Consider the following 23,044-nt stretch of genomic DNA (forward strand, 5'->3'; position numbering starts at 1 on the left):
CGGCTGTGAAATAATCCGAACGTGATTATCCACTAGGAAGTTTTCACAAGGGTCGTCAACGGTTTGAACAAGACCTTCCGCTTAATCTGGAACGCCGCCGCGGGCTGCTGGAACGTAGCCTCAGAGCTCGTTCGCTCCAAAGGCAAGACCAAGGCCCGCACCATTGGCACCATCGCTGCGGGTCTACTCACTTCTGGCGCAGCCCTAGCCGAACTGCCCACAGGCGGTCAGATCATCGCCGGCTCCGGCAGCATCAACCAAAACGGCAACACCCTAACGGTTACCCAAGACACCCAGCGCATGGCCGCTAATTGGAATAGCTTTTCCATCGGCCAAAACAACACCGTTGAATTCATCCAACCCAGCTCAAGCTCAGTTGCATTAAACCGCGTTACGGGTATTGAAGCCTCGATCCTTCAAGGCAACATGAATGCCAATGGTCATGTCATCTTGGTCAACCCCAATGGCATCCACATCACCAATACCGCCCAAATCAACGTGGGCGGCATCATTGCTTCTACTTTAGACATCACCACTGAAGATTTCATGGCCGGGAACTACAGCTTCTCGGGCATGAGTCCCGGCCAGATCATTAACCAAGGCAATATCCAAACCCCCGACGGTGGCACCGTTGCCTTTATTGCCGCCAAAATCACCAACACCGGCACCATTCATACCCCAAGAGGCAACACGCTCATGGGCGCCGGTAGCCAGGTCACACTAGATCTAGGCGGTCCCCTCAAACTCCGAGTTGATCAAGCCGCCGTGGATGCGCTGATTGAATCGGGCGGGGCTATTCGCGCCGATGGCGGCTATATCCTGATCGAAGCCCGAGCCGCCGGTGATCTCAAAAGCACCGTTATCAACCACACCGGTATTCTTGAAGCCAAGACCCTGGGCACCGACGACCAAGGCCGCATTGCCCTAAAAGGCGACAGTGCCATTGAAGTTAGCGGCACCCTCACCACCCAAGCCCCCCAAGGCACTGGCGGCACCATCACGGTCGAAGCAGAACACATCCACCTCACCGACACCGCCAGCATCGATGCCACGGGCGCCACTGGCGGCGGCAATGTGCTCATCGGTGGCGACTGGCAAGGCGGCGCCAATGCAGAGCGACGGGTGTTTGACGACCCTGATGCACTAAAACAAGCCACCACTGTCGTGATGGAGCAGGGCGCGGTCATTGATGCCAGTGCCACTGACAATGGTGATGGCGGCACGGTGGTGTTGTGGTCAGATATCAGCAACCCGAACTCGGTCACGGCTGCCCATGGCACCCTCTATGCCAAGGGCGGCAAAGCCGGCGGCGATGGTGGTCAGATTGAGACCTCTGGCGCGAGGTTGGTCATTGATGGTGTGATCGGATCGACTGCTGCACGCAGTAAAGCTGGTCAAACCGGTCAGTGGTTGTTTGACCCGTATAACATTGAGATCAGTTCTTCTGCCGATAGCAACATGACATCGACAGGTGGCCCTGACGGTTTTGATGCCAGTGGCATACCATCGATCCTGAATGTACAGACGCTTGTTAATGCCCTGCAAAACAGCAACGTCACGGTGAGCACCGGCAGTGGGGGCAGTCAAACTGGCAACATCACCGTCAGTGCCACCATCGATGGTGGTGCGTCGATCCATCTTTTGAAGCTCGAGGCTGCTGGTTCGGTGATTTTTAACCAGAGTGTGGTCTCTGATGGTGACATGCGCCTGCACGTAGAGGCTGGGGGATTCATCATTCAGGGCGGCAACGGGGCACTGGGCACGCAGAGCAAGCCGCTTAAGGCGGTCTGGCTGCAGGCTGGCACCAGCGCGACTGATGCGAGTCTTGGCAACATCTATACCGACAGGCTCGAAGTCAACAGTGCGGGCATTGATATGGAGCAACAAGCCAACACGGTCATACGCGCCAATGACTTTATTTTGAAAGGCCAAGGTGGTGCGACTTTTACGTTCGATCAGAGAAATCAAATCGGACGGATCGCTGGTGATATCAATGGCGACCTGGTTCTGCATAACAGCCGTGATTTAACGATTACTCACGCCAAAGGTGCCATCTCGGGTGTGAACTATAACGAGTTGCTCAGCCGGGGCGCCGACATCACTATCCGCTCGGACGCTGATGTGTCTGGTGTGCTCGTGAACACACGCAGTAATCCAACTGAAGCTTCCCAAGGCAGCGGCAACTTCACTGTGGTCTACACCGGATCGGGCAGATCTCTCGTTTTGGGTAACCCTGCTGCACACAACGGCGCTTGGGATATGGCGATCGGTGGCGGCTTACAACATATCAAAGCTGAGGGTGGAACGGTTAGTTTTAAGACGACGGCCAGTGACAGTGACATCATTATTGATGGGGTGACCAGCACTCATACCCAAAGCATGGGTAATGTCGAGCTGGTGGCTGGGCGGGACGTGCGGTTTCTGGGCGCGGCCAGTACTTTTGCCACGCCGCAAGGCGAATCGACTGTCACGATCAGGGCTGCGCGCGACGTGATACTCAACCGCGCGTTGCGCGATGACGGTGCACCCGAATCGACGTTGAATATCAACATCGGTGCCGGTCGTCATGTGCAGATGATTCAGTCATTAAATGTCGATGGGTTTGTCCGTGTCGATGCTGCAGGCATATGGGCAACCGCACATGGCGCAACAATCACCGCAGACAATGGCATCACCAGGGTCGCCGGTGGTGGCTTGACCTCCCTTGGTGGCAGTCTCACCACCAATGGCGCGGACATTGCTATTCATGGCGATCTGCTTATTCGCCAAGACCTCACATTTACCACAGGCGGTGGTGATGTGGTTCTGGGCGGCCGTGTTGACAGCATTAAGACCACCGCTCAGACGCTGACTGGCAGTGGCAGTTTTAATCAGGATGTGGGTTTTGTGGAAGTGCTGTTGGTCGGTGGTGGTGGCGCTGGCGGCTGGGGCAATGGCAGTGGCGGCGGCGGTGGCGGGGGCGTGGTTTATGCCGTTAACCATGATGTTTCTGGGCCTGTCACATACAGCGTGGGCGCTGGCGGCCAAGCGCTGACCTCTGGTTCTGCTGCTGATGACACCAGTAATGGTGGTGATACTCAGTTTGGCACACTAGCTGCAATCGGCGGCGGGCGCGGTGCATCGACGACCTCGCAGTTAGGCACAGTCAGTAATTTTGTGGCGACCGCAGGGGGCTCAGGTGGCGGTGGTGTAACGGAACCCGGGGTAGACGGCACGCCTGGTGCGAGCACTGATGGGCAAGGCAATCGAGGCGGTACAGGCACGAATATCAATGCCGGTGGTGGCGGTGGCGGCGGCGGTGGTGGCGCCGGTGGGCTAGGCGCCAACGCCACCTCGACAGCGGCTGGCGGTGGCGGCGATGGACTGGCCTTTGACATATCGGGTTCATCGATCACGTACGCCACCGGTGGTGGCGGCTCACAGCGTGGCGGCTCAACGGCTGGTCAAGGTGGGTCAGGGGGCATCCACAGCAACAGTTCGAACGCCACTGGTTTAGCCACGGCAGGCACGGGTGCTGGTGGTGCCGCCAAAATTTCAAGCGCCCCGGGCAGTCAAGCCGGTGCATCGGGCACGATTGTGGTGCGCTATCAGGTCGATGGTTCTTCAGCCTTGACGATTAACGCGGGGACCGGTGATTTCGTAGCCGAGCGTGCGATTGGCGGTCAGTCTGAACTCAAAAGCCTTACTGTCGATGCGCAAAATATTGAAGTCAATGGTGAGATCACCTGGTCAAGTGGTCAGAACGTCTCGCTCAATGCTGGGCGAGACATTGCCATCAATGGTTTGGTTGACGCGAGCCAAGGCGATGGTGGCAAGCTCGTTCTCAATTATGGTCAGTCCACAGCCAATGGTATATCAGGTGGCGTTGCTGCCAGTTATCAGATCAATGCGCCAGTCAGATTGCAGGCTGGGCAAAACTTCACCACCAAACTCGGCAGCAGCGGTAGTCCGATTAACTACACGGTGATCACGTCGCTTGGCACGCAGGGTAGTAACACAGCTAATGATCTTCAGGGTATGCGTGGCAATTTAGCCAAGAACTACGCATTGGGTGCCAATATTGATGCGTCTGCCACAAAGAACTGGAATGATGGTGCAGGATTCGCGCCGATTGGGCAATCACTGAACGATTCGTTTACTGGGACCTTCAATGGATTAGGTAATCAAATTACCGGACTGCATATCAATCGACCCAATTCCAAGCTCGCAGGCCTGATTGGCGTACTTCATGAATCCGGTGTTGTGCGTAACTTGGGTGTGGTGGATGCAGGCATTTTTGGGTCTAACGAGCACGCAACCCCGGCGGGTACTCAAGGTATCGGTATCTTAGTAGGCGACAACTACGGGCTGATTACCGATAGTTATGCCAAGGGTGCTGTTAATGGTCGGTTCGTTGTGGGGGGCCTCGTCGGACAAAACCGCGCTAGCGGGTTCATTACTCATTCCTACGTTATCAGTCGGTTACCTACTTTGGTGAGATCAAGCGGTGGTTTCGTCGGAATAAATCACGGTACGATTGCTGACAGTTATGCTGTGGCCGATATTGAGCAAGCTCGCTGGGAGGTTGGTGGGTTTGTTGGGAAAAATAGTAGTACAGGCTCGATTAAAGATAGCTATGCTGCCAGTGTTGTTACTCCTTGGTTGGGGCTAAATGACCAGTTAATTGGAGGCTTTTTTGCCTCCAATGAAGGAACGCTGACAAACACCTTTGGTCGCGGCGGGCAAGACCGTTATTTCCAGTCAACCTATGGCACCCAAACCGATGGGGCCTGGACTGGCTTTGACTTCGACAATACGTGGTTCATGATCGATGGCCAAACGCGGCCGATGCTGCGCATGGAGCGCAGCACCCAGATCACCAATGCCAATCAACTACAGTTAATCGCTGCCGCACCGCATCTGGACTATACGCTCGCTAACGACATCAATTTTGCAGACGAAGTCGACCGAAACCTCGGTTTATGGCGTGATGGGTTCGTGCCAGTGGGTGACCAGGCAGGGTATGGTGCTTTTAGTGGCGCTTTAGATGGTAATGGCCAAACCATTACTGGAATTGACATCACCGCTGATCGAAGTGTGACCGATGGTTTGTTTGGTGATGTCTCTAATGCCCGCATATTTGACTTAACCCTAAGTGACACGCGCATTGTTGCGAGCAATAGTAACGGGGGCGGCAATCGCAATATCAGTTCGGGTGTCACCATGACCGGTAACGTGACGCTTGATGCGGGCGCGGCCAATGTAACGGTGCTTGGCACCATCGGAGAGTCGGCTGATAAAGCCGCCACCGTGAACATAGAAGGTACCCAAGTCAAGTTATCAGATGTGCTCAGTACTGGCGCTCAAACCATCATCGGCAGCCAAGGTGTTGAGCTCAATGGCAATCTAAGCTCTAGCGGTCAAACCATCTCTGTTCAAGGGCCTGTTACGCTCAATGCTAATGTCACGATTGACACCACAGCAGCAGGCACCACAGCAGCGGGTGCTTTGATTGACTTTACTGGCACGGTTAATAGTGATGTTGGTCACGCGCGCAACCTTAATCTGATTGCAGGTGCCGCAGAAATCGACTTGCCAGGCGCAGTCGGTGCCCAGCAGGCCCTCGGCGCAGTCACGATTGAATCAGCTGGTGATATCACGTTCGGTGACACGGTTCGATCAGCGTCCTTTGTGCAAACCACAAAAAGCACGGGACTTTTGACGCTTGGTGGTGAGCTCACTGCGCTTGCCGGCAATATCACAATCAACACCAACACCATTGATATCAACGCACCGATTGTTAGCCAGTCAAACGGCAATATTTCAATGACTGCGAACGATATCCGCTTTCCCGGTGTTATTCAGACCAAGGGCGGCAACATTACGCTAACCGCGCTCAATGGCGGTATCACCGCTATTGATGACGGCAACGGCGGTTTGGCTAGCATCATTACCCAAGCTGCGGCCAATAGCGGCATCGCATCGGGAAATATTGTTCTGGATGCAGATAACAGCAATGGCAATGGCACGGTTTCAGTGGGCATTCTGGAGGCCTCAGGTGCAAACAACCATTCAGGCGCCGGCAGCCACGGCGGTGACATCACGATTCGTTCAGATGGCGCTATTAGTTACAGCCGCGTTTTAGTTAAGGGCGGCAATGGCTCGGGTGGTCCGGGTGGTAACTCGGGTGACATCAAGATTGTCACAGACTCACCAACAGGGCTTACGCTGTCATCACCGTTGGTCGCGCGCGGTGGCACGGGTACGACGGCTGGGCTTGGTGGGACGGTAACGCTTGAGGCTCGGGGCGATCAAGGTGTCACCCAAGCGCAAAGCGGTGCCGAAGTCGATGCTAAACGCCTGGTCCTCAGAAGCGGGACGGGTCGGTTTCAGAACCCATCAGCACCGATCACTGGGGGCGAGGTTTCACTAACCGACTCTGCAAATGCGGTAGACGAACTTGCGGTTCAGTTGTTTGGCGATGGCAACGGGGGTCCGTCGCAGGATCTGACCTTTGTCAACAGTACTGATCTCACACTGGTTAGTGGTGGGTCTAGCCGAGGGTTTTATACCGAGGGTTCGGTTGATATTGATATTGGCAACAATTCGCTGCTCGTTGATACCTCAGTCACTTTGGAGACTCCCGGCGGCTTAAAAATTCGAGCTGGTGATTTAACGACTCTCCACCAGATGGATGTTCGCGGCGGTGCTGACTTAAGCCAAGTCAGTGGTGATATCGATATTCAAGAACGCATATCTTCGGGTGGCGGTGATGTAGTGTTGGGTAATGGACAGGGCATCATCACAGTTCAGGCTGGTATAGAGGTTAATGGTGGTTATGACTTCAAAGCCTACGGAACATACTTTCAGCTTGGTATTGTTAACGGGGATATAGGAACTGACTACTACGACGCGTTAAGAACCAACGGCGGTGATATTGATCTCAGAGGTATCACGGGGGAGGTTTACATCGATGAAAACGTCGACACTGGCGGTGGTGACTTTCTGAGTGCAGGGACGCAGCTGAGTCTCGGCTTCTACGGCAGCCCTCTTGAATTCGAGACGCTTAGGACCCACGGCGGCAAGGTCGATATTTCCGGACATGAAAGTTTCATCATCACGTTCCACCATCAGATCGTGACCGGTGGCGGAGACTTCCTTGCAACGGGGCTCGCGAATTTCAGTACCGCAATAACACATGGCCTGCCCGTCATCGATACGAGTGGGGCTAGTGGCGGCGGGTCGATCACTATTCAGGCCAGCGGTGATGTCAGCATTCAATCCGCGCGTTCCAGTGGTGGGGTCGGTGCGTCTGGTGGCGATATTGATTTAAGGTCAAACTCGAAGCTTGTTGTTAGCGCGCTTAATGCAGAGGGCGGCAATGCAGCGCTTGGTTCGTCAACGGGTGCGGCCGGTGGAACCGTTACGCTAGAGGCGCCCACCATCTCTTTGTCTAACTTCAGATCAGTTTCACTTAATCTAGATTTGCCGGCCATTAATACAGGCGGTGGTACAGGTGCCAGTCAAGGCACAGGTGGCGATATACATATTTATGGATCAGCTGTGATTACACCTGGTTCAACTGAGAATTTACCGACTTCCATCACCACGGGTTCAAGCGGCGGCCATATCACGTTTCATGAAACGCTAAATCGTGGCAGTGCCCCGACCGATGTCATTTTGAATGCCGGTACTGGTGCAATAACCTTCTCTGGCGCTGTGGGGCAGGGCAATCGGCTAAATGGTATCAAGATTCTAGGCGCTGGCTCGGTCACAGCAAACGCCGCATTCTTGGCAGCCGACCTCGGTATACGTGCCTCGGGCAACGTGACTTTTAACTCGGCAGGTAATGATGTAGATCGATTTGCAGTCGATTTACAAAACGCCGCTGATCTAGTTTTAAGAGACGTTGACGGCTTGCAGATCGCAACGATTGGTAGTGGCGAACAAGCTATTTCTGGTTTGACCGGCACGACAGCAGGTGATCAAGCCAGCGAGATATCACTGTTTGTAGGCGGTGCCTTAACCCAAGCCTCGAGTGCAGTGATTAACACCCCGGGTTCACTGGCGATCAACACCACCGCATTTGCTGCTGATGATGTAACTATTCGCAACATATCGACAGACGGCACCTTGCTTGGTAATTCGCTGGTAGCCGGTACGCTCACCGTTGACTCCACCCAAGGTACGGTCAAGCAAGCTGAGGATCAGTACCTACGAGTGGGTGATGGTCTGGTTGTAACTGGATCAGAGTTTGATCTGGACTTGCGAGCCGATCACTATTTGCCTGGCGGGGTGACCGCTTCAGGGCTGACGTACTTTTACGCCGATGATGCGATCACGGTCTCCCAAAGCGGTGACACGGCCACTGCAACAGCAACGTTTCAGCGTTTAGAACAAACGTTTGATCTCACATCTTCCGACACTTTTGCGGTGGTCAGCGGTGATGGCAGTCGTTCGATATCGAGTGTGACTAATGGCCAGGCCGTCAACTTGAATCAAGACAACGTCATTGGTGGGGCGATCACAATCACCACAGCTGGAACGTACAGTGTGGGGGCACCAACTGCCACCGAAAGCGATATCACTGTTGAGCCGCTTGATGGCGCATCAAACTTAATGCTTGGCTCAGTCCGGGATATCTTGATTGACTCGGGTTTAAACCTGTCTGGCAAGCTAGTCGGCAACGCCACTCGACATGTTCGGTTAAGAGCCGCTTCAGACACACAGATTGATATTGACAGTGATATCCGTCTCACAGCAGGCCGTACGCTTGAGGTAGAGGCTGGCGTGCAGCTGATCAGTAATGGTAGTTCGATTGAGATGGTGGCCCAAGCTATTAAGATTGGCCCTGATAGCGATCTTATCGCTGATGGCGATCACATTGTTGATGGCGGTAATATTCGCCTAGAAAGTACGGGTCTTATAGACGAGAGTGGCCCTGGCATTGAGATCGTTCCGAGTGCCGCTGGCAGCGGCAACTTAGATTTAAGTGGTACCACTACGATTACGACCACGGGTATGGGCACAATTACGCTCATCGGTGTGGGTGGTCAAGTGTCGAGTTCCGGGAATCGAGGCGTTGTTGTGGGCTCCTCATCCGATGGTGATCGCAACAGCATTCTTATTCAGAGTGCATCAGGTGCAATTGACATCACCGGGACTGGGGGTGTGTTTGACGCTGATGCAGCCGAGGATGAAACAAACAGACGTGCCATGGGTTTGCGTCTGAGCAGCCTGACGCTGCAGACCACCGCGGGCGGAGATATTTCAGCAACGGGCACTGGTGCCATCAGTACAACAAGCACCGTTGGCGACCGTGATGGCATCACCATTGCTAACGATGTGTTGATCAATACCTTTATCTCGAGCAGCGCACCGTCTAACCCCTACGGCGCAATCACCTTAATTGGCGATGCCTACGGTAGGGGTGAAGGCGTTGACATGGACGATACAACGGATGTGGAAATCGTGGCGGCCACAGGCGGCTTGTTCATTACTGGGCGGGTGTTGGGAGAGGGCGCCAATGCCAGTGCGATTACCACCGATGGCACCATCCTCAATGCACGCGGTGGTGAGATCGTCATTATGGGCACAGCAGGTCAGGCCGGTGGCGATGGTATTGATTTCGATAACACCACGCTGGGCTCAGCTGAAACCACTGCAATGACCCTAAATGGTGTGTCTCGAAATGTTGCAAACAGCGATGACGGTATTCGAATTCGTAATAGTCGCGTTACAGCAGATGGGCTAATTATTTTTGAAAGCCATATGCCGCAAGCAGGAGGCAGTGGGGTTCAAGTCAGTGATACCGAGATTGTTGCCGGTGAATTCAGCGCGTCGGTGGTATCTTTGAGTAACGCATTTTGGCTATATCGCAACAGTAGCCTTGTAACCACCAATGGCGCCATAACCATTTCGGCCGAATCTAAAAATGCTGATGCGGTGCGGCTTTACGACTCAACATTGGCCTCACACTCCAATATCACGGTCCGAGGTCTGAAAAAAGACGGCGAGCAAGACTTGTTCGCGCGCAGCTTCGGTGATGATGGTCTGGATGCCGAGAATATGAAAATTCTCGCCAACGGCGATATCGTCATCCGCGCAGCAACGAACGATGATCACGGCATTGAATTCAATGGTGCTGCTTCAGTCATCGGCTCTGGGTCTTTTGATAGCGTTAGTTATACCGCTGCCTCAATCACCATGGAGGGGCAAGGTGGCAGCGATACTGGGATTGAATTCCATGGGTCTGGAACTCACCTCTTGTCGGCAACGGGGGCCATTACTCTCGTCGGCAGCTCTAGCAGTGGTCAAGATCTGGAGTTGCGAGATGTCACTGCCCGAACCGAAACTGGCGCTATTGCCATAACGGGCAATATTGATGCCGATGGTGTTCTAACTTTTGAGTCCGATTCTGGCTCGATCACGCTTCTCGGAGCAAATAACCAGTTCGCACAGCATGTGGATTTTGCAAGCTCGGCTGCGGTTACGCTGGGTAATGTTGTTGATGGGGATGGCAGCAACGTATTCGCTTTCGATCAAGGCGTCAGTTTCTCGGGTAACCCGAACGTCACCCTGGCAGGCACCGTACGCACCCCATCGCAGAGCATGGATTTTGGCACGGGTGCGGTCACACTGGCTACCAACATCATCCTCGATAGCACAAATGACGGCGTATCTTCTGCTGGCGCCAGTATCACCATTGGTGGCACGATAGACGCAAGCGCCAGCGGTGCGCAAGGGTTGCGACTGATTGGTGGTGAAGCAGGTTCAGTCAACCTGCAAGGCAATGCCGGTGTGAGCACGCCACTAGGCGTATTTGAGATTTCATCGGCGGCACAAGCCGATCTTGCCCAAGTGGTTGCAGCATCCATTGAAGTCATAGCCGACAACATCGACTTAAATGCGAACACCTATAACGCCACCATCGGCACAATCAATCTGACGGGTGCAATCAATCTTAGCGGTGGCACTGTTACGGTGAGCACCTCAAACAACGACATTACGATTAAGGGATCGATTGATGACGCTGAGTCGGGCGTGACGGCTTTGACGCTAGATGCAGGCTCGGCGCAGATCAATGTCGATGGTGGACTTGGTCAATCAGTTGGGCTGGGAAATATTGAGCTAGTAGGCGGGCGGGTTCAAACGAATGCCATCGGGCTGGGTGACGATCGAACGCTCACCGTTGAAGTGAGTGACATAAATCAAACATCGGCAATCACTGGCGCTGTCTCAGGCAATGGGGTCACACTGGTCAAAGAGGGTTTCGCCCCATTACAGATCAATGCAGCTTTGACTGGCGACACGGCCCTGACAATCAACGCGGGTCAATTGACCTTATTTGCTGGTAATACCAATACGGGCAATATCTCCGTCAACAACAATAGCCGCCTGCAAGTAGGTGCAGGCGGTGAAACAGCTCGACTCGGGCTTGGACCGGTGGCGATTGATACCAATGCGCTAGTCAGGGTCTTTCTACGTAGCACGGAAGTCGAACTTGGGAACGCGTTCTCCGGGCAGGGAACGCTGAGCCTATGGGGCACAGGCTCAGCGGGTCAAAGCACGTACAGCATCACCAATGCGGGCAGCTTCGCCGGTGAGGTGGTTGTGAATCGTGCATTACTGACGGTATCGGATCCTGCGGCCATGGGCACTTCAAGCATAAGCGTGCGAAACGCGGCCACCCTGTCATTGGATCTAGGCGGCGTTGCAATGAACAACGACCTGACTTTGTCGGGCCTCGGGTGGCTCGCGGCAGATCAAACACACAAACCGGCGCTTGAGTTTGTTGGTGCATTAGACAATCAATATAGTGGCGCCATCATCCTAACCGATGCGGCAACGATTGGCACTCAAGCAACCACGACGCTAAGTGGCACCATTGATGCGCGCTTAATGAATGGTGCGTCAGCACTAACCTTGATCAACGTGGCTCAGGGGGATGGTGGTTTTGTGTTGTCTGGTGGCGTTGGGCAGACAAATCCCATTACTAGCTTGACTGCTCAGGCACCTGTGAACTTGGCAGGAAACATTACGACCACGGGTGCCCAAACATTTGAGCAGGCCGTGACCTTAACGGCTAACACAGCATTGACCAGCCAAGCCAATGGGCTAACGTTTAGTGGCACCCTTGATGGCGCGCATGATTTGACGCTGACTGCGGGCCCAGGAGACATTACGTTCACAGGCCTAGCTGGTCACGGTCAACGCCTCGGTACAGTCGCTATCCGTGAGGTCAAAGACGTCACGATTTCCGCTGGCCTCAAAGCGGGCGCTTTTGAGCAGCGTCTCACAGACGAGAGTGACTTCGCAGGTTCAGGTGAGTTCACACTCAATGGTGCTTTAAGCGTCAATGCGGGCTGGACAACCATCTCAAGTGAAGCCGTGGATCTAAACGCCAGCATCGTGTCTCAATCGGGGGATGGCAACGGCCAACTGTTTATTGATGCAGGTCTGGGTGGTGTCACATTGGCTGCAGGTCAATCGATCACCACAACTGAGGCACAAGGGGTTGATTCAGGTTTGATCTTTATAGAAGCAGAAGGCTCGATTTTGTTGGCGGGCGATTTGGTTTCGGCTGGCTCGATAGGGGCTCATGGGGCTGACGTTCAAGTGCACGCGTTCTCGCCTGAGGCGAAGGTGGCCGTTCATGGCATCAATACCAGAGGCGGCCAAGCCAATAGTGACTCGGCCGGTTTTGATGCGGGTTGGATCGATCTCGCTGTCGACGCCAGCGGTGTCATTGAGCTCAATGATGCTCGCCTTGTTGCGGTGGGCAGTCAAGGCGATGCCGGGCCGGGGCAAGATGGCCGAGTCGATATCTTTGCCGACGCCATTGTGTTGTCCGGTGATGTTGTGATCGACGCAGGCAAGGCCGCGGGCGTCATCCATGTCCAAGGTGAGGTGAACGGCAAAGACGCCGGCCAGGGCAGCCTGAGCCTGAGCAGCGACCTGATCGAATTTAGTGACGCGATTGGTATGAATGTTCGCGTAGGTCATATTGACATTATCAGTGCGGTAGATGCGTATTTTTATGGGGCAGTAACTGCTGCTGGGTTCGAGCAGCAATCGGGCAGCGGTGATACTGGCCTGTATGGCGGGCTAGATACCAATACGTCAGCGGGCGTGCAGATTACGACAGCCGATATCATTATAGAAGAAGGCATCGTTACCACCAATGGCGGTGGTGTCATGATTGATGCCAGCAGCTCGATTGATATTGATGGCATTACGGCTGACGGGCCAGTGAGTTTGAAGGCCGGCGACTTGATTTCAATCGGTGGCGACATCACCACTGCGGGCGAAAACGTTACATTCGAGGGCAACACGGAACTGTTCAGCAGTATTGCCATTAGCACGGGCGGTGGTGAAGGCACCGTTCGATTTAAGTCGATGGTGAATAATGAAGGCGCGACTGGGCCGAACGATCTAACAATCACAGCGGGTAGCGGTGATATTTTATTTGATCAAACAGTTGGCCTCGACAAAGAGTTTTACGGACCGTTGGGCGCGGTGACATTGGTGTCAGCCAGACATGTGGCGGTCGCAGTTGGTGCTGAGTTTAACGCGACAACGATTAGACAGTTATCAGGCTCAGGCACAACCACTTTTGGTGGTGCTGTTAACACCACAGGGCAAATAGACCCTGAGGCAGAGACACCCAACCGTAATGGCATTGAAATTAACGCCCCGGGAGTTGATCTGCGCTTTGATGGCGGGCTTACCCTGCGCGATGGCGCCAGCTTAAACATCTCTGTGGGTTTGGCTGGCACGGGCGCCGGCAATGGAACAGTGGTGTTTGGCAACGATGTCACCCTGCTGGGTGAGGGCGGCGATATCACCATCAATGCCAACGCAATTAAAGGCGGCAATGCGGCCGGCACGGGTAGCCTGAGTTTTGTGATGGGTGGCGGTGGGATGACTGTCACGGGCCCTCCAACCATCACTGCCAAAAACATGGCGGTGACCGGCGCAAGCAAAATCAACCTCGCCGGGGTGATTCACAAGGTCAGTGACAGCATCCTACTGGAAACCGATGCGCTGACACTGGGCCTATTCGACCCCAACACCGACGCTGTTGAGTTGACCATTCGCACGGCCAGCGCCGCCCGCAATATTCAAATCGGCGGGGGTACTGATCTGCCTGACGCGCTGACGCTGACCGATGATGAACTGTTCGATATTTTTGCTGTTGGCCAGCTCCGGGTTGGGCATGTTGTTGAGGATGGCGGTGCATGGGTGCTGGATACTGAAGCCACCGGAACGGTGACCGTTGATGTTGGTGCTTTCGACCCGTTTGAGGAAAACACCACCATCTATGCGACTGATTTGGTGCTGAATACTGTCAACGCACGCAAAGGTCTGGCGCTGATCACTAATCAAGCGCTGGCACTGAGTAATGTTGATGTTAAGGGTGGTTTAACCGTCCAAGCCGATGGCGCCATCACGCAGGCGGCAAACACCACGATCGAGGTTAACGGTCTGGCTGAGTTCTCAACCACCAGTGGCGACATTACATTGGGTGCAGCCACGGGCCAGAGTTTCAGTGCTGGCAGCGTCCGTTTTGATCAGGCGCCTGGCAATGTGACCATCGACAGCATCGGCTTGATGCGCTTGTCGGGACAAAATCGGGTTGCAGGCGATCTGGCATTATCCGATGCGACGGGCATCACCGCACTCTCCGACAGTTGGCTCGAGGTGACGGGTCATACCACCTTGGATGCCGACGAAATCACGCTCAGCCATGCCAATAACCGCTTTGAGGGCGATCTATCACTCCAGGGCAGTCAGGCAGCCATTAATAGTAGCCAAGCGCTCACACTCGACACCGTCAATCTGAGCGGCAATCTGACCCTGACCGTAGCGGGCCTGCTAGATCGCTCCAGCGATGGCAGTTTGAACGTTGGCGAATTGGCACATCTCACCACAACCACTGCTGCCGGCCACATCGTGCTGCGCGAAACCGGCAGCAATCAGTGGCGCGCCGGCAGCTTGCGTCTCAACGCATCGGGTGATGTGGATCTGCTGTTCGGCGGTTCATCGGCAGTGGCACTTTCGGGCGCAAGCACAGTCGCTGGCACTCTGGATCTGGTTGCCAGCGGTGGCCTTACCGGTGCTGGCACGCTGGAGGTGACCGGCGCGGCCCGCCTGGGCGCCTCTGCCACCACCGACATCACGCTGACTGGCGAGCACAGTTTCTCGGGGGGGCTGGAGATCCTCACCAGCCGCAATGTCAGCCTGAAAACAGCTGGGGTATTGGAATTACGGGGTGCCGACGTGCGCGGCAATCTTGCATTAGAGGTGGGTGGCGCGCTGACGCAGAGCGCGGCTTCGACCGGCGCTATTTCTGTGGCGGGCAGCACTACCTTGGAAAGCACCAACGCCATCACCCTAATCAACGCGAACAATGCGCTGACGGGCGCGATCACGATCACGACTGCCAGCGATTTCACCTTCGTTAACAATCGTAGGATTGTGTTGGGCGATATCACCCTCACGGGCGAGCTAGACGTTAGCGCTATGGCCGGCGATATCACTCAGAGCGATGCGCTCGCTGTGGCAGGTTTTGCTCGCTTTGATGCCGATGAGGCGTTGACGTTGAATAATGCGGGTAACAATTTCGGCGGCCCGGTGGGGCTGGAAAACAGGGGTAACCACAATGTGTCTATCCGGCAAGGTGGTACTTCTGCGCTAGTAATCGATGTGGCAAGGCTGGGCAGTGGCACCCTCACTGTGACGGCTGGCGGAGACATTACACAAAACGGTGCCATCACCGCTGCTGGGCTTGCTTTGCAAGGCCCAGGCCACTTTACGCTCACCAACACGAATAACTCGGTGACGACGTTGGCCGGTGGCAACAGCACCACCAAACTGGCAAGCCTGTCGTTTGTTAACTCGGCCGGATTAGCGATTGGTTCAGTCAACCCAAAAGGCATTACCGCTTCGGGTGATGTGTTCATCGCCACGGTTATGGGTGACCTGAGGATTAATGAAGCTATCAGCACTGACAGCGACTCTATTAGTGCGATTGTCTTAGCGGCCGGCACCCGTGCCGGTGCAGGTGGCGACGGCACCCCGGCTGATGGCAATATTCTGATTAACGGTTCACCAGATCTAACCGCAGGTTCAGGCGGCACGATTGCTTTATATAGTGGTGACGTCAACGGCAGCACCGGATTAACCGACTTGGTTGGTTCGGGCTCAGGAAATTTCCGCTACAACACCAGCATCAATGCATCAGGCGAGGTTACAGCAGGCTATAGCAAGACATTGGCGACCAACGTCATTAATGCGCTCTATCGCCAACAGCCTAGTATTTCAGGCAGCATTTCGTCGCCCACCATCACCTATGGCGACCCAACGCCTAGTTTTACGCTCACTGGCGGGCTTGCGCCAGTCAATGACGATCAGCCTTTTGCCATCGCCGGGGCCGCTGACTCTGGCGCGGGCAAACTCAAAGCGGGCAGCTACACCGTCGATGCGTCAGCTGCAAGTGACTTGGGTTACAGCGTCACTGGCGTCAATAACGGTACGCTGACAGTCAGCGCCAAGGCTTTGGATATCAGCGGTTTATCTGCATCCAATAAAATCTATGACGCGCTTCTTGCGGCAAGCTTAAGCGGCAGTGCAGCGCTGACCGACGGCGCCACACATCGCGATGACGGCTTGTATATCACCGGTGATAGGGTGGAATTGACGGGCACCGCAGTCGGTGCGTTTGACACAGCAAATGTTGGTGATAACAAAATAGTCACCGTCACGGGGTTGCGCTTAACGGGCGAGGATGCCGATAACTATGTGCTCAATTATTATGAGCTTGCCGCAGATATTACCCCACGCCCAATCATCCTAACTGCGAATGCGGCGACCAAGGTTTACGGCAACGACGATCCGGCCTTCACATATGGAGTCGAGGCGCGGGGCGCAAGCCGTGGTCTGGTTGGCAATGACACTTTCAGCGGCAGTGCGGTTCGCGTTGCCGGCGAGGATGTTGGCGACTACACCATTGAACAAGGCAGCGTTGAGAACACCAACTACACCATTACTTGGGTTGAGCAAGATCTGAGTATCACGCCACGCGCCATCACGTTGAGCGCCGACAGCGCGACTAAGATCTACGGCGATCTCGATCCCACCCTGTCCGTATCTATTGTGGCTGGCAGCTTGGGCAGCCAGACGGTGAGCGACACGATTGATGAGGTCACGGGTACCTTGAGCCGTGCTGCTGGTGCGGATGTTGGCCGCTATGATGTCTTGCTAGGTACGGGTAGCCGGGCCGGCAACTACACGATCACGTTTGAAGCCAACAATCAGGCGTTTTCTATTACGCCGCGCGAGGTCACGCTGACTGCCGATGCGGCGACCAAGGTCTACGGAGAGGCTGACCCGACATTGACATTCACGCCAGAAGCTTTTACGGCTGGTCGAGGGCTTGTAGCTGGCGATACGTTTACCGGCAGCGCTGCTCGCGTTGCCGGCGAGGATGTTGGCGACTACACCATTGAACAAGGCAGCGTTGAGAACACCAACTACACCATCGCCTGGATTGAGCGGGATCTGACGATCACGCCACGTCCGATCACGCTGATAGCCAACAGTGCAACCAAGATTTATGGTGATCTCGATCCCACCCTGTCGGTATCCATTACAGCGGGCAGCTTGGGCAGCCAGACGGTTAGCGATTCGATTGATGACATCACGGGTGTCTTGAGTCGTGAGTCGGGGGCTAACGTTGGTCCGTACGACATTCTCTTGGGTACAGGTTCTCGTGCTAGTAACTACACGATCACGTTTGAGGCCAACAATCAGGCGTTTTTTATTACGCCACGCCCGATCACGCTGACTGCCGATGCAGCCACCAAGATATACGGAGAGGCTGACCCGACATTGACATTCACGCCAGAAGCTTTTTCGGCTGGTCGAGGGCTTGTAGCTGGCGACCAGTTTGTCGGTAGTATTGCACGGGCATCGGGCGAGAACGTTGGCGGCTATGCCATTAATCAAGGGACTTTAGCCAACAACAACTATGACATCACCTGGGTTGGGCGGAATCTGACGATCACGCCACGCGCCATCACCTTGGCAGCAGATGCCGCGACCAAGGTCTATGGTGACCTGGACCCAACCCTGTCGGTGTCGATTGCCGGTGGGTCGCTTGCAGATAACCTCGGAGATACCCTGGTCGATGTGACCGGAGAGGTGACTCGAGAGTCCGGCCAGAACGCGGGCCTCTATAACATTTTGCTGGGCACCGGAGCGGCCAGTGGCAACTACGCCATCGCCTTTGAGGCAAACAACAACGCCTTTGAGATTACCCCGGCACGGCTGGTGGCCACAGGCACCAAGGTCTATGACGGCAGCGTTCTCTTTGCGGGTCGTGATTTAACGATCGTTGGGGTCAACGGAGAGCAATTTACAGCTGCGGGTACTGGCGTGATGGACACCAAGCACGTCAAGTCAGACCAGGCGTTGGTGAGCGTGGCGGGCTTGAGCTTGAGCGCGCAAGGTGATGCACTATTGAGCAACTACGAGCTTCTGGACGTGTCAGACACCACAGTTTCGGTCACCCCGCGCCCAGTGACCCTCTCGGCCACAGGCGTGACCAAGATCTATGACGCGACCCTACTTTACGACATGAGTGACGAGGATCTGGCCGCGCTGTCGACCCAGTTGGTTGGTGGCGACAATGTGGTGGCTGCCGAGCTGGTATTTGATAGCGCCAATGTCAGCCGTGATGCCAATGGCAACATTTTGGCCAACCGTGTGGTGACGCTGAACAATGTCCAAATTGATGACGGCAACCTGGGGGCTAACTACATTGTCTCGACGACGGATGCTACCGACGGGCGCATTGACCCGGCGGCATTGAGCATTACCGCCGTCGATGATGCGAAGTTTGTGACCCAGGCCGACCCCAACGGCTACTCAGGAGTTATCTACAACGGCTTTGTCGGTGGTGACGACGCCACGGTGGCCGGGCTCTTTAGCCAGACGGGGTCGGTCAGTCGCACCAATACGGACCAGGCTGCCCAGACCTACGAGGGCGTGCTGATGCCCTCGGGCTGGCAGGCCAATAACTACGAGATCACCTTTGAGGCGGGCGACTTCACGATCGTGCCCGCTGACACCCTTTTGGTGCGGGTGCCCGGTAGTCTAGTCAAGACCTATGGTGATGCCTTGCCCCAGGCCCAAGACATCACCGCCCAGTATCTCGATGACAGCGACAAACAAATCAAGAACCTGGTGGTGAGCTTTGATGGTGTGGCTGGCTTATACAGTATTGATGACGGTGCGGGCGCCAAGGTCGTCTTTGGGCTGGATGCACACAATGCGAATCGCAGTGGTGCCGGGCTGATTCGTGCTGGGGGCTACAACATAGCGCCCACCGAGGCGCAGGTCTCGGGTGCAAACTTCCAGAGCCTGGTGTTAGTCGGCGCGCTCACAGTTGCGCCCAAGACACTGAACAATGACCTGGGAATTACCGAGGTCAGCAAGGTTTATGACGGCAACCGCTCGATCACGGGACTCGATTTAAACTTTGATGAGATCATCGCAGGGGTCATCGGTGGTGATGCAGTTAGCCTGGTAGGACAGGGCGTGTTTGCAGACCGCCATGTGGGCTCTAACAAGTTGGTGACACTGGGCTTGGCCTTGCGTGGTGAAGATGCCAGTAGTTACCGTTTGTCGACCAATAACGTCTCTGACAATCTTGGCACCATCACGCAACGCGAGTCGGTCACCTGGGTGGGTGCTGATGGAGACAACTGGTCGGATGCGCGCAACTGGCAAGACGGCGCCTTGCCCGATCGCGACAACGTGGCCACGGTGGTGATCCCTGAGAGTATGCAAGTGACCTATGACAGCGACCAAGTTGGAGTGACCTCAAGCGCAATTGCCAACGCTGGCACAATTCGATTCACCTCGGCCGATGCCTTTAGCTTCACCAACGCGGTGTCGGGAAGCGGTTCGATTGAACAGCGCGGCACGGGCATGCTGAGTGTGGGCGGTAACAACAGCGCATTCACAGGCAGCTTGGATATTGCGAATTACGCTGTGACCTTGGCAAGCGCCAATGCCTTGGGGCAGGGCAGTTTGGTGTCGGATGGTGGCCGCTTGGCATTGGCTAACGGCATGACGCTGCAGTCTTTAACGGTTGATGGCGACATCACCACGACCACTGCCATTCGTACTCTGGGCAATCAAACCTATAACGACGGCCTGACCTTCCTGTTCTCGGGCACACCTGCCAGTAATGGCACCGCTGCAGTAGCCAACTTCAGCACTACCAACGGCAATATCGTGTTCAATACGGTCAGTGCCGGTGCGGGCTCCAAAGACGCTGAGCGCTCTTTGGTGGTTGCGGCCAATAACGGCACCGTGACTTTTAGCGACCAGGTGGGCTATAGCCTTTTGGCTTCGCAAGACCCTTGGTCGATGATGAGCTGGTCCGATTACCAGGCCCTTAATCTGAATCATACCAACCCCTCGGCGTTGGAGGTTTCAGCCGAACAAATAAACGTATTGGCCGATATCACCACCTTTGTAGCCCAGACCTTCAATGGCCCTGTCGTAGTCGGTAACAATGGCACCAATGGCACAACTCGCTTGTTGCTCTCGATGAACCCCACAATTACCTTTAACGACACCATTGATGACGTGGACGGCACTCACACCCTTATTGCGAGAGCCATTAGCGTGGCCGATCAAGATGACCCTGTGGTGGAGATGTTGGGCGAAGTCGGCGGCGCCCAGCCACTGCAGAATTTGATCATTGAAGCAGGGCGCCAAAATGGCGCAGGCAGCGTTGGCGATATCGATACCTCAGACCGTGCCCGACGCAGTAATGATTTCATCGGTGAAGTGAGCTTCGCAAGCGACGTGACCGTGATTCAAGATATCAGCGTGACCTCGCGCCTGGCGAGCTTTGGCTCTGAGTCTTCCCCGGAGGTAACTCTGACCTTTGGCGGTACTTTGTCCATTTTGACAGGGTTGCCATCGCTCGATGGTATTCCAGTAAGCGATCAGGATGTGCATAACAATCAGCAGGCAGGGTTTGCTGGTTTAAATGTAGTTTTTGGTAGTGGGAATGCGCAGATCGGCTCAGAAACCCTTGGAATCCCTGCATTTGAGAGTTCCGGGGCTTCCAGTCTTATTACGCTTTTCCAAAGTGAAAGCTTTGGGGAAACAGTTGCTGATGGGGTGGCCCCGGGTTTGCCTGAATTCATAGAGGATACTCTCGGTAACCTAAATCTTGGCGCCACCCTAACTTTAACTGATGCCCAATTAGCTCAATCAAGTCTTGTCACACCGCTATTGGGAGATGTCGTCATCGGAGGCGCTGAGGGTAGGGAGGTTTCTGGCGAGGAATGCACAGAGAATGACGATCGCCAAGAATGCGTGGATGATCAAAGCGCAACGGATCGCGAGTCATGAAGCCGAGCGCCGCACAGTATTACGGGGGGTAAGTCTAGGGCTTCCCCACAGAAGCGCCTGCTATCTTACAAGGCGCGGTAAACGCATACCCCACGCCATGAACCGTCGTCAGCGGCAACTTCTCGTTAAAAGCCGACTCGGCCTTGGCGCGCAGACGCCGTATCAAAGTCTCTAACCGTCGATAATCGTAGATCTCTGGGTTTTCTCCGATCGCGAGACACAGGGCCTCGCGAGGCACAGGCGCCCCCGATTGATCTGTCAGCGTCACAAAAATCACCGCCTCAAGATGCGTTAACTTCACCTTCTCGCCCCGCGGATGAGTGAGTATCCACTGCAAGGCATCGTACTGCCATGGCGGTAACTCCAGTTTATTTAAACGCGATAAGAGGTTACGCACCGTCGCCGCCAACTCCGGAAGGGTGAACGGCTTGACCACATAATCATCAGCACCGGCTTCTCGCCCGGCCAAGCGACTTTTCGAGTCGCCAAATCCCGTTGCTAGGACCACTCCGCACTCGGAAGGGATCTCTGAAATCAGTCCTAGGCCATCGGCATCTGGCAGGCCAATATCCAGCACCACCAAATCGCAACCATGATCCGCCATGAAAGACCGAAAACCCGCGGCATTACGAGCACCGGTCACTTCATAACCCTGAAGCCCCAAATAGCCCACCATTTCCTCTCGCAGCTCATCCTCATCCTCAACTACCAAAACGCTCAATGACATTCCCAGAGTCCCCTTCGACAACTCATCACAAATTCAATGTGCCATAAAAACTAGCGCGGGAATACCCACCTTAAATAGCGGGAATAACCACCTAAAATAAATGTCAGAATTGGTCAGTATTTATCAGGAAAGTTGCGGGAGTTTTAGGATTCAAGGCTGTAGTCTTGCTAGGTCAACAGGAAAAGTAGGGTACGCAGTAGGTGTCTTGCCGAAGACGTGCTGGGCCCTTACCTAGAGATGGTGATCCATGAACAAGACCTTCCGCTTAATCTGGAACGCCGCCGCGGGCTGCTGGAACGTAGCCTCAGAGCTCGTTCGCTCCAAAGGCAAGACCAAGGCCCGCACCATTGGCACCATCGCTGCGGGTCTACTCACTTCTGGCGCAGCCCTAGCCGAACTGCCCACAGGCGGTCAGATCATCGCCGGCTCCGGCAGCATCAACCAAAACGGCAACACCCTAACGGTTACCCAAGACACCCAGCGCATGGCCGCTAATTGGAATAGCTTTTCCATCGGCCAAAACAACACCGTTGAATTCATCCAACCCAGCTCAAGCTCAGTTGCATTAAACCGCGTTACGGGTATTGAAGCCTCGATCCTTCAAGGCAACATGAATGCCAATGGTCATGTCATCTTGGTCAACCCCAATGGCATCCACATCACCAATACCGCCCAAATCAACGTGGGCGGCATCATTGCTTCTACTTTAGACATCACCACTGAAGATTTCATGGCCGGGAACTACAGCTTCTCGGGCATGAGTCCCGGCCAGATCATTAACCAAGGCAATATCCAAACCCCCGACGGTGGCACCGTTGCCTTTATTGCCGCCAAAATCACCAACACCGGCACCATTCATACCCCAAGAGGCAACACGCTCATGGGCGCCGGTAGCCAGGT

The 23,044-nt window shown here is 54.9% G+C and carries 3 protein-coding genes; 2 read left to right on the top strand and 1 reads right to left on the bottom strand.

The window, feature by feature from the left end:
• Positions 1–63 precede the first annotated feature (63 nt).
• Positions 64–21,417 (top strand): MBG domain-containing protein, encoded by a 21,354-nt coding sequence (locus CKX93_RS09330; RefSeq protein ID WP_076754108.1) that lies wholly within the window; start codon positions 64–66, stop codon positions 21,415–21,417.
• Between the two features lie 34 nt (positions 21,418–21,451).
• On the opposite strand, the gene CKX93_RS09335 is transcribed toward CKX93_RS09330, so the two are convergent.
• A complete protein-coding gene (locus CKX93_RS09335; protein ID WP_084178563.1) occupies positions 21,452–22,144 on the bottom strand; it encodes a response regulator transcription factor in 693 nt (230 codons plus the stop codon).
• A gap of 247 nt (positions 22,145–22,391) precedes the next feature.
• On the opposite strand from CKX93_RS09335, the gene CKX93_RS09340 reads away from it, so the two are divergent.
• A partial coding sequence (locus CKX93_RS09340; RefSeq protein WP_240076656.1) for a two-partner secretion domain-containing protein occupies positions 22,392–23,044 on the top strand: 653 nt, incomplete at its 3' end.

This window comes from Ectothiorhodosinus mongolicus, from assembly GCF_022406875.1.
GTDB classification, from domain to species: domain Bacteria; phylum Pseudomonadota; class Gammaproteobacteria; order Ectothiorhodospirales; family Ectothiorhodospiraceae; genus Ectothiorhodospira; species Ectothiorhodospira mongolica.

Bases quoted from the DNA above. Each gene is read 5' to 3' on its own strand.
- CKX93_RS09335 (WP_084178563.1), bottom strand. From the start codon at position 22,144: ATGTCATTGAGCGTTTTGGTAGTTGAGGATGAGGATGAGCTGCGAGAG.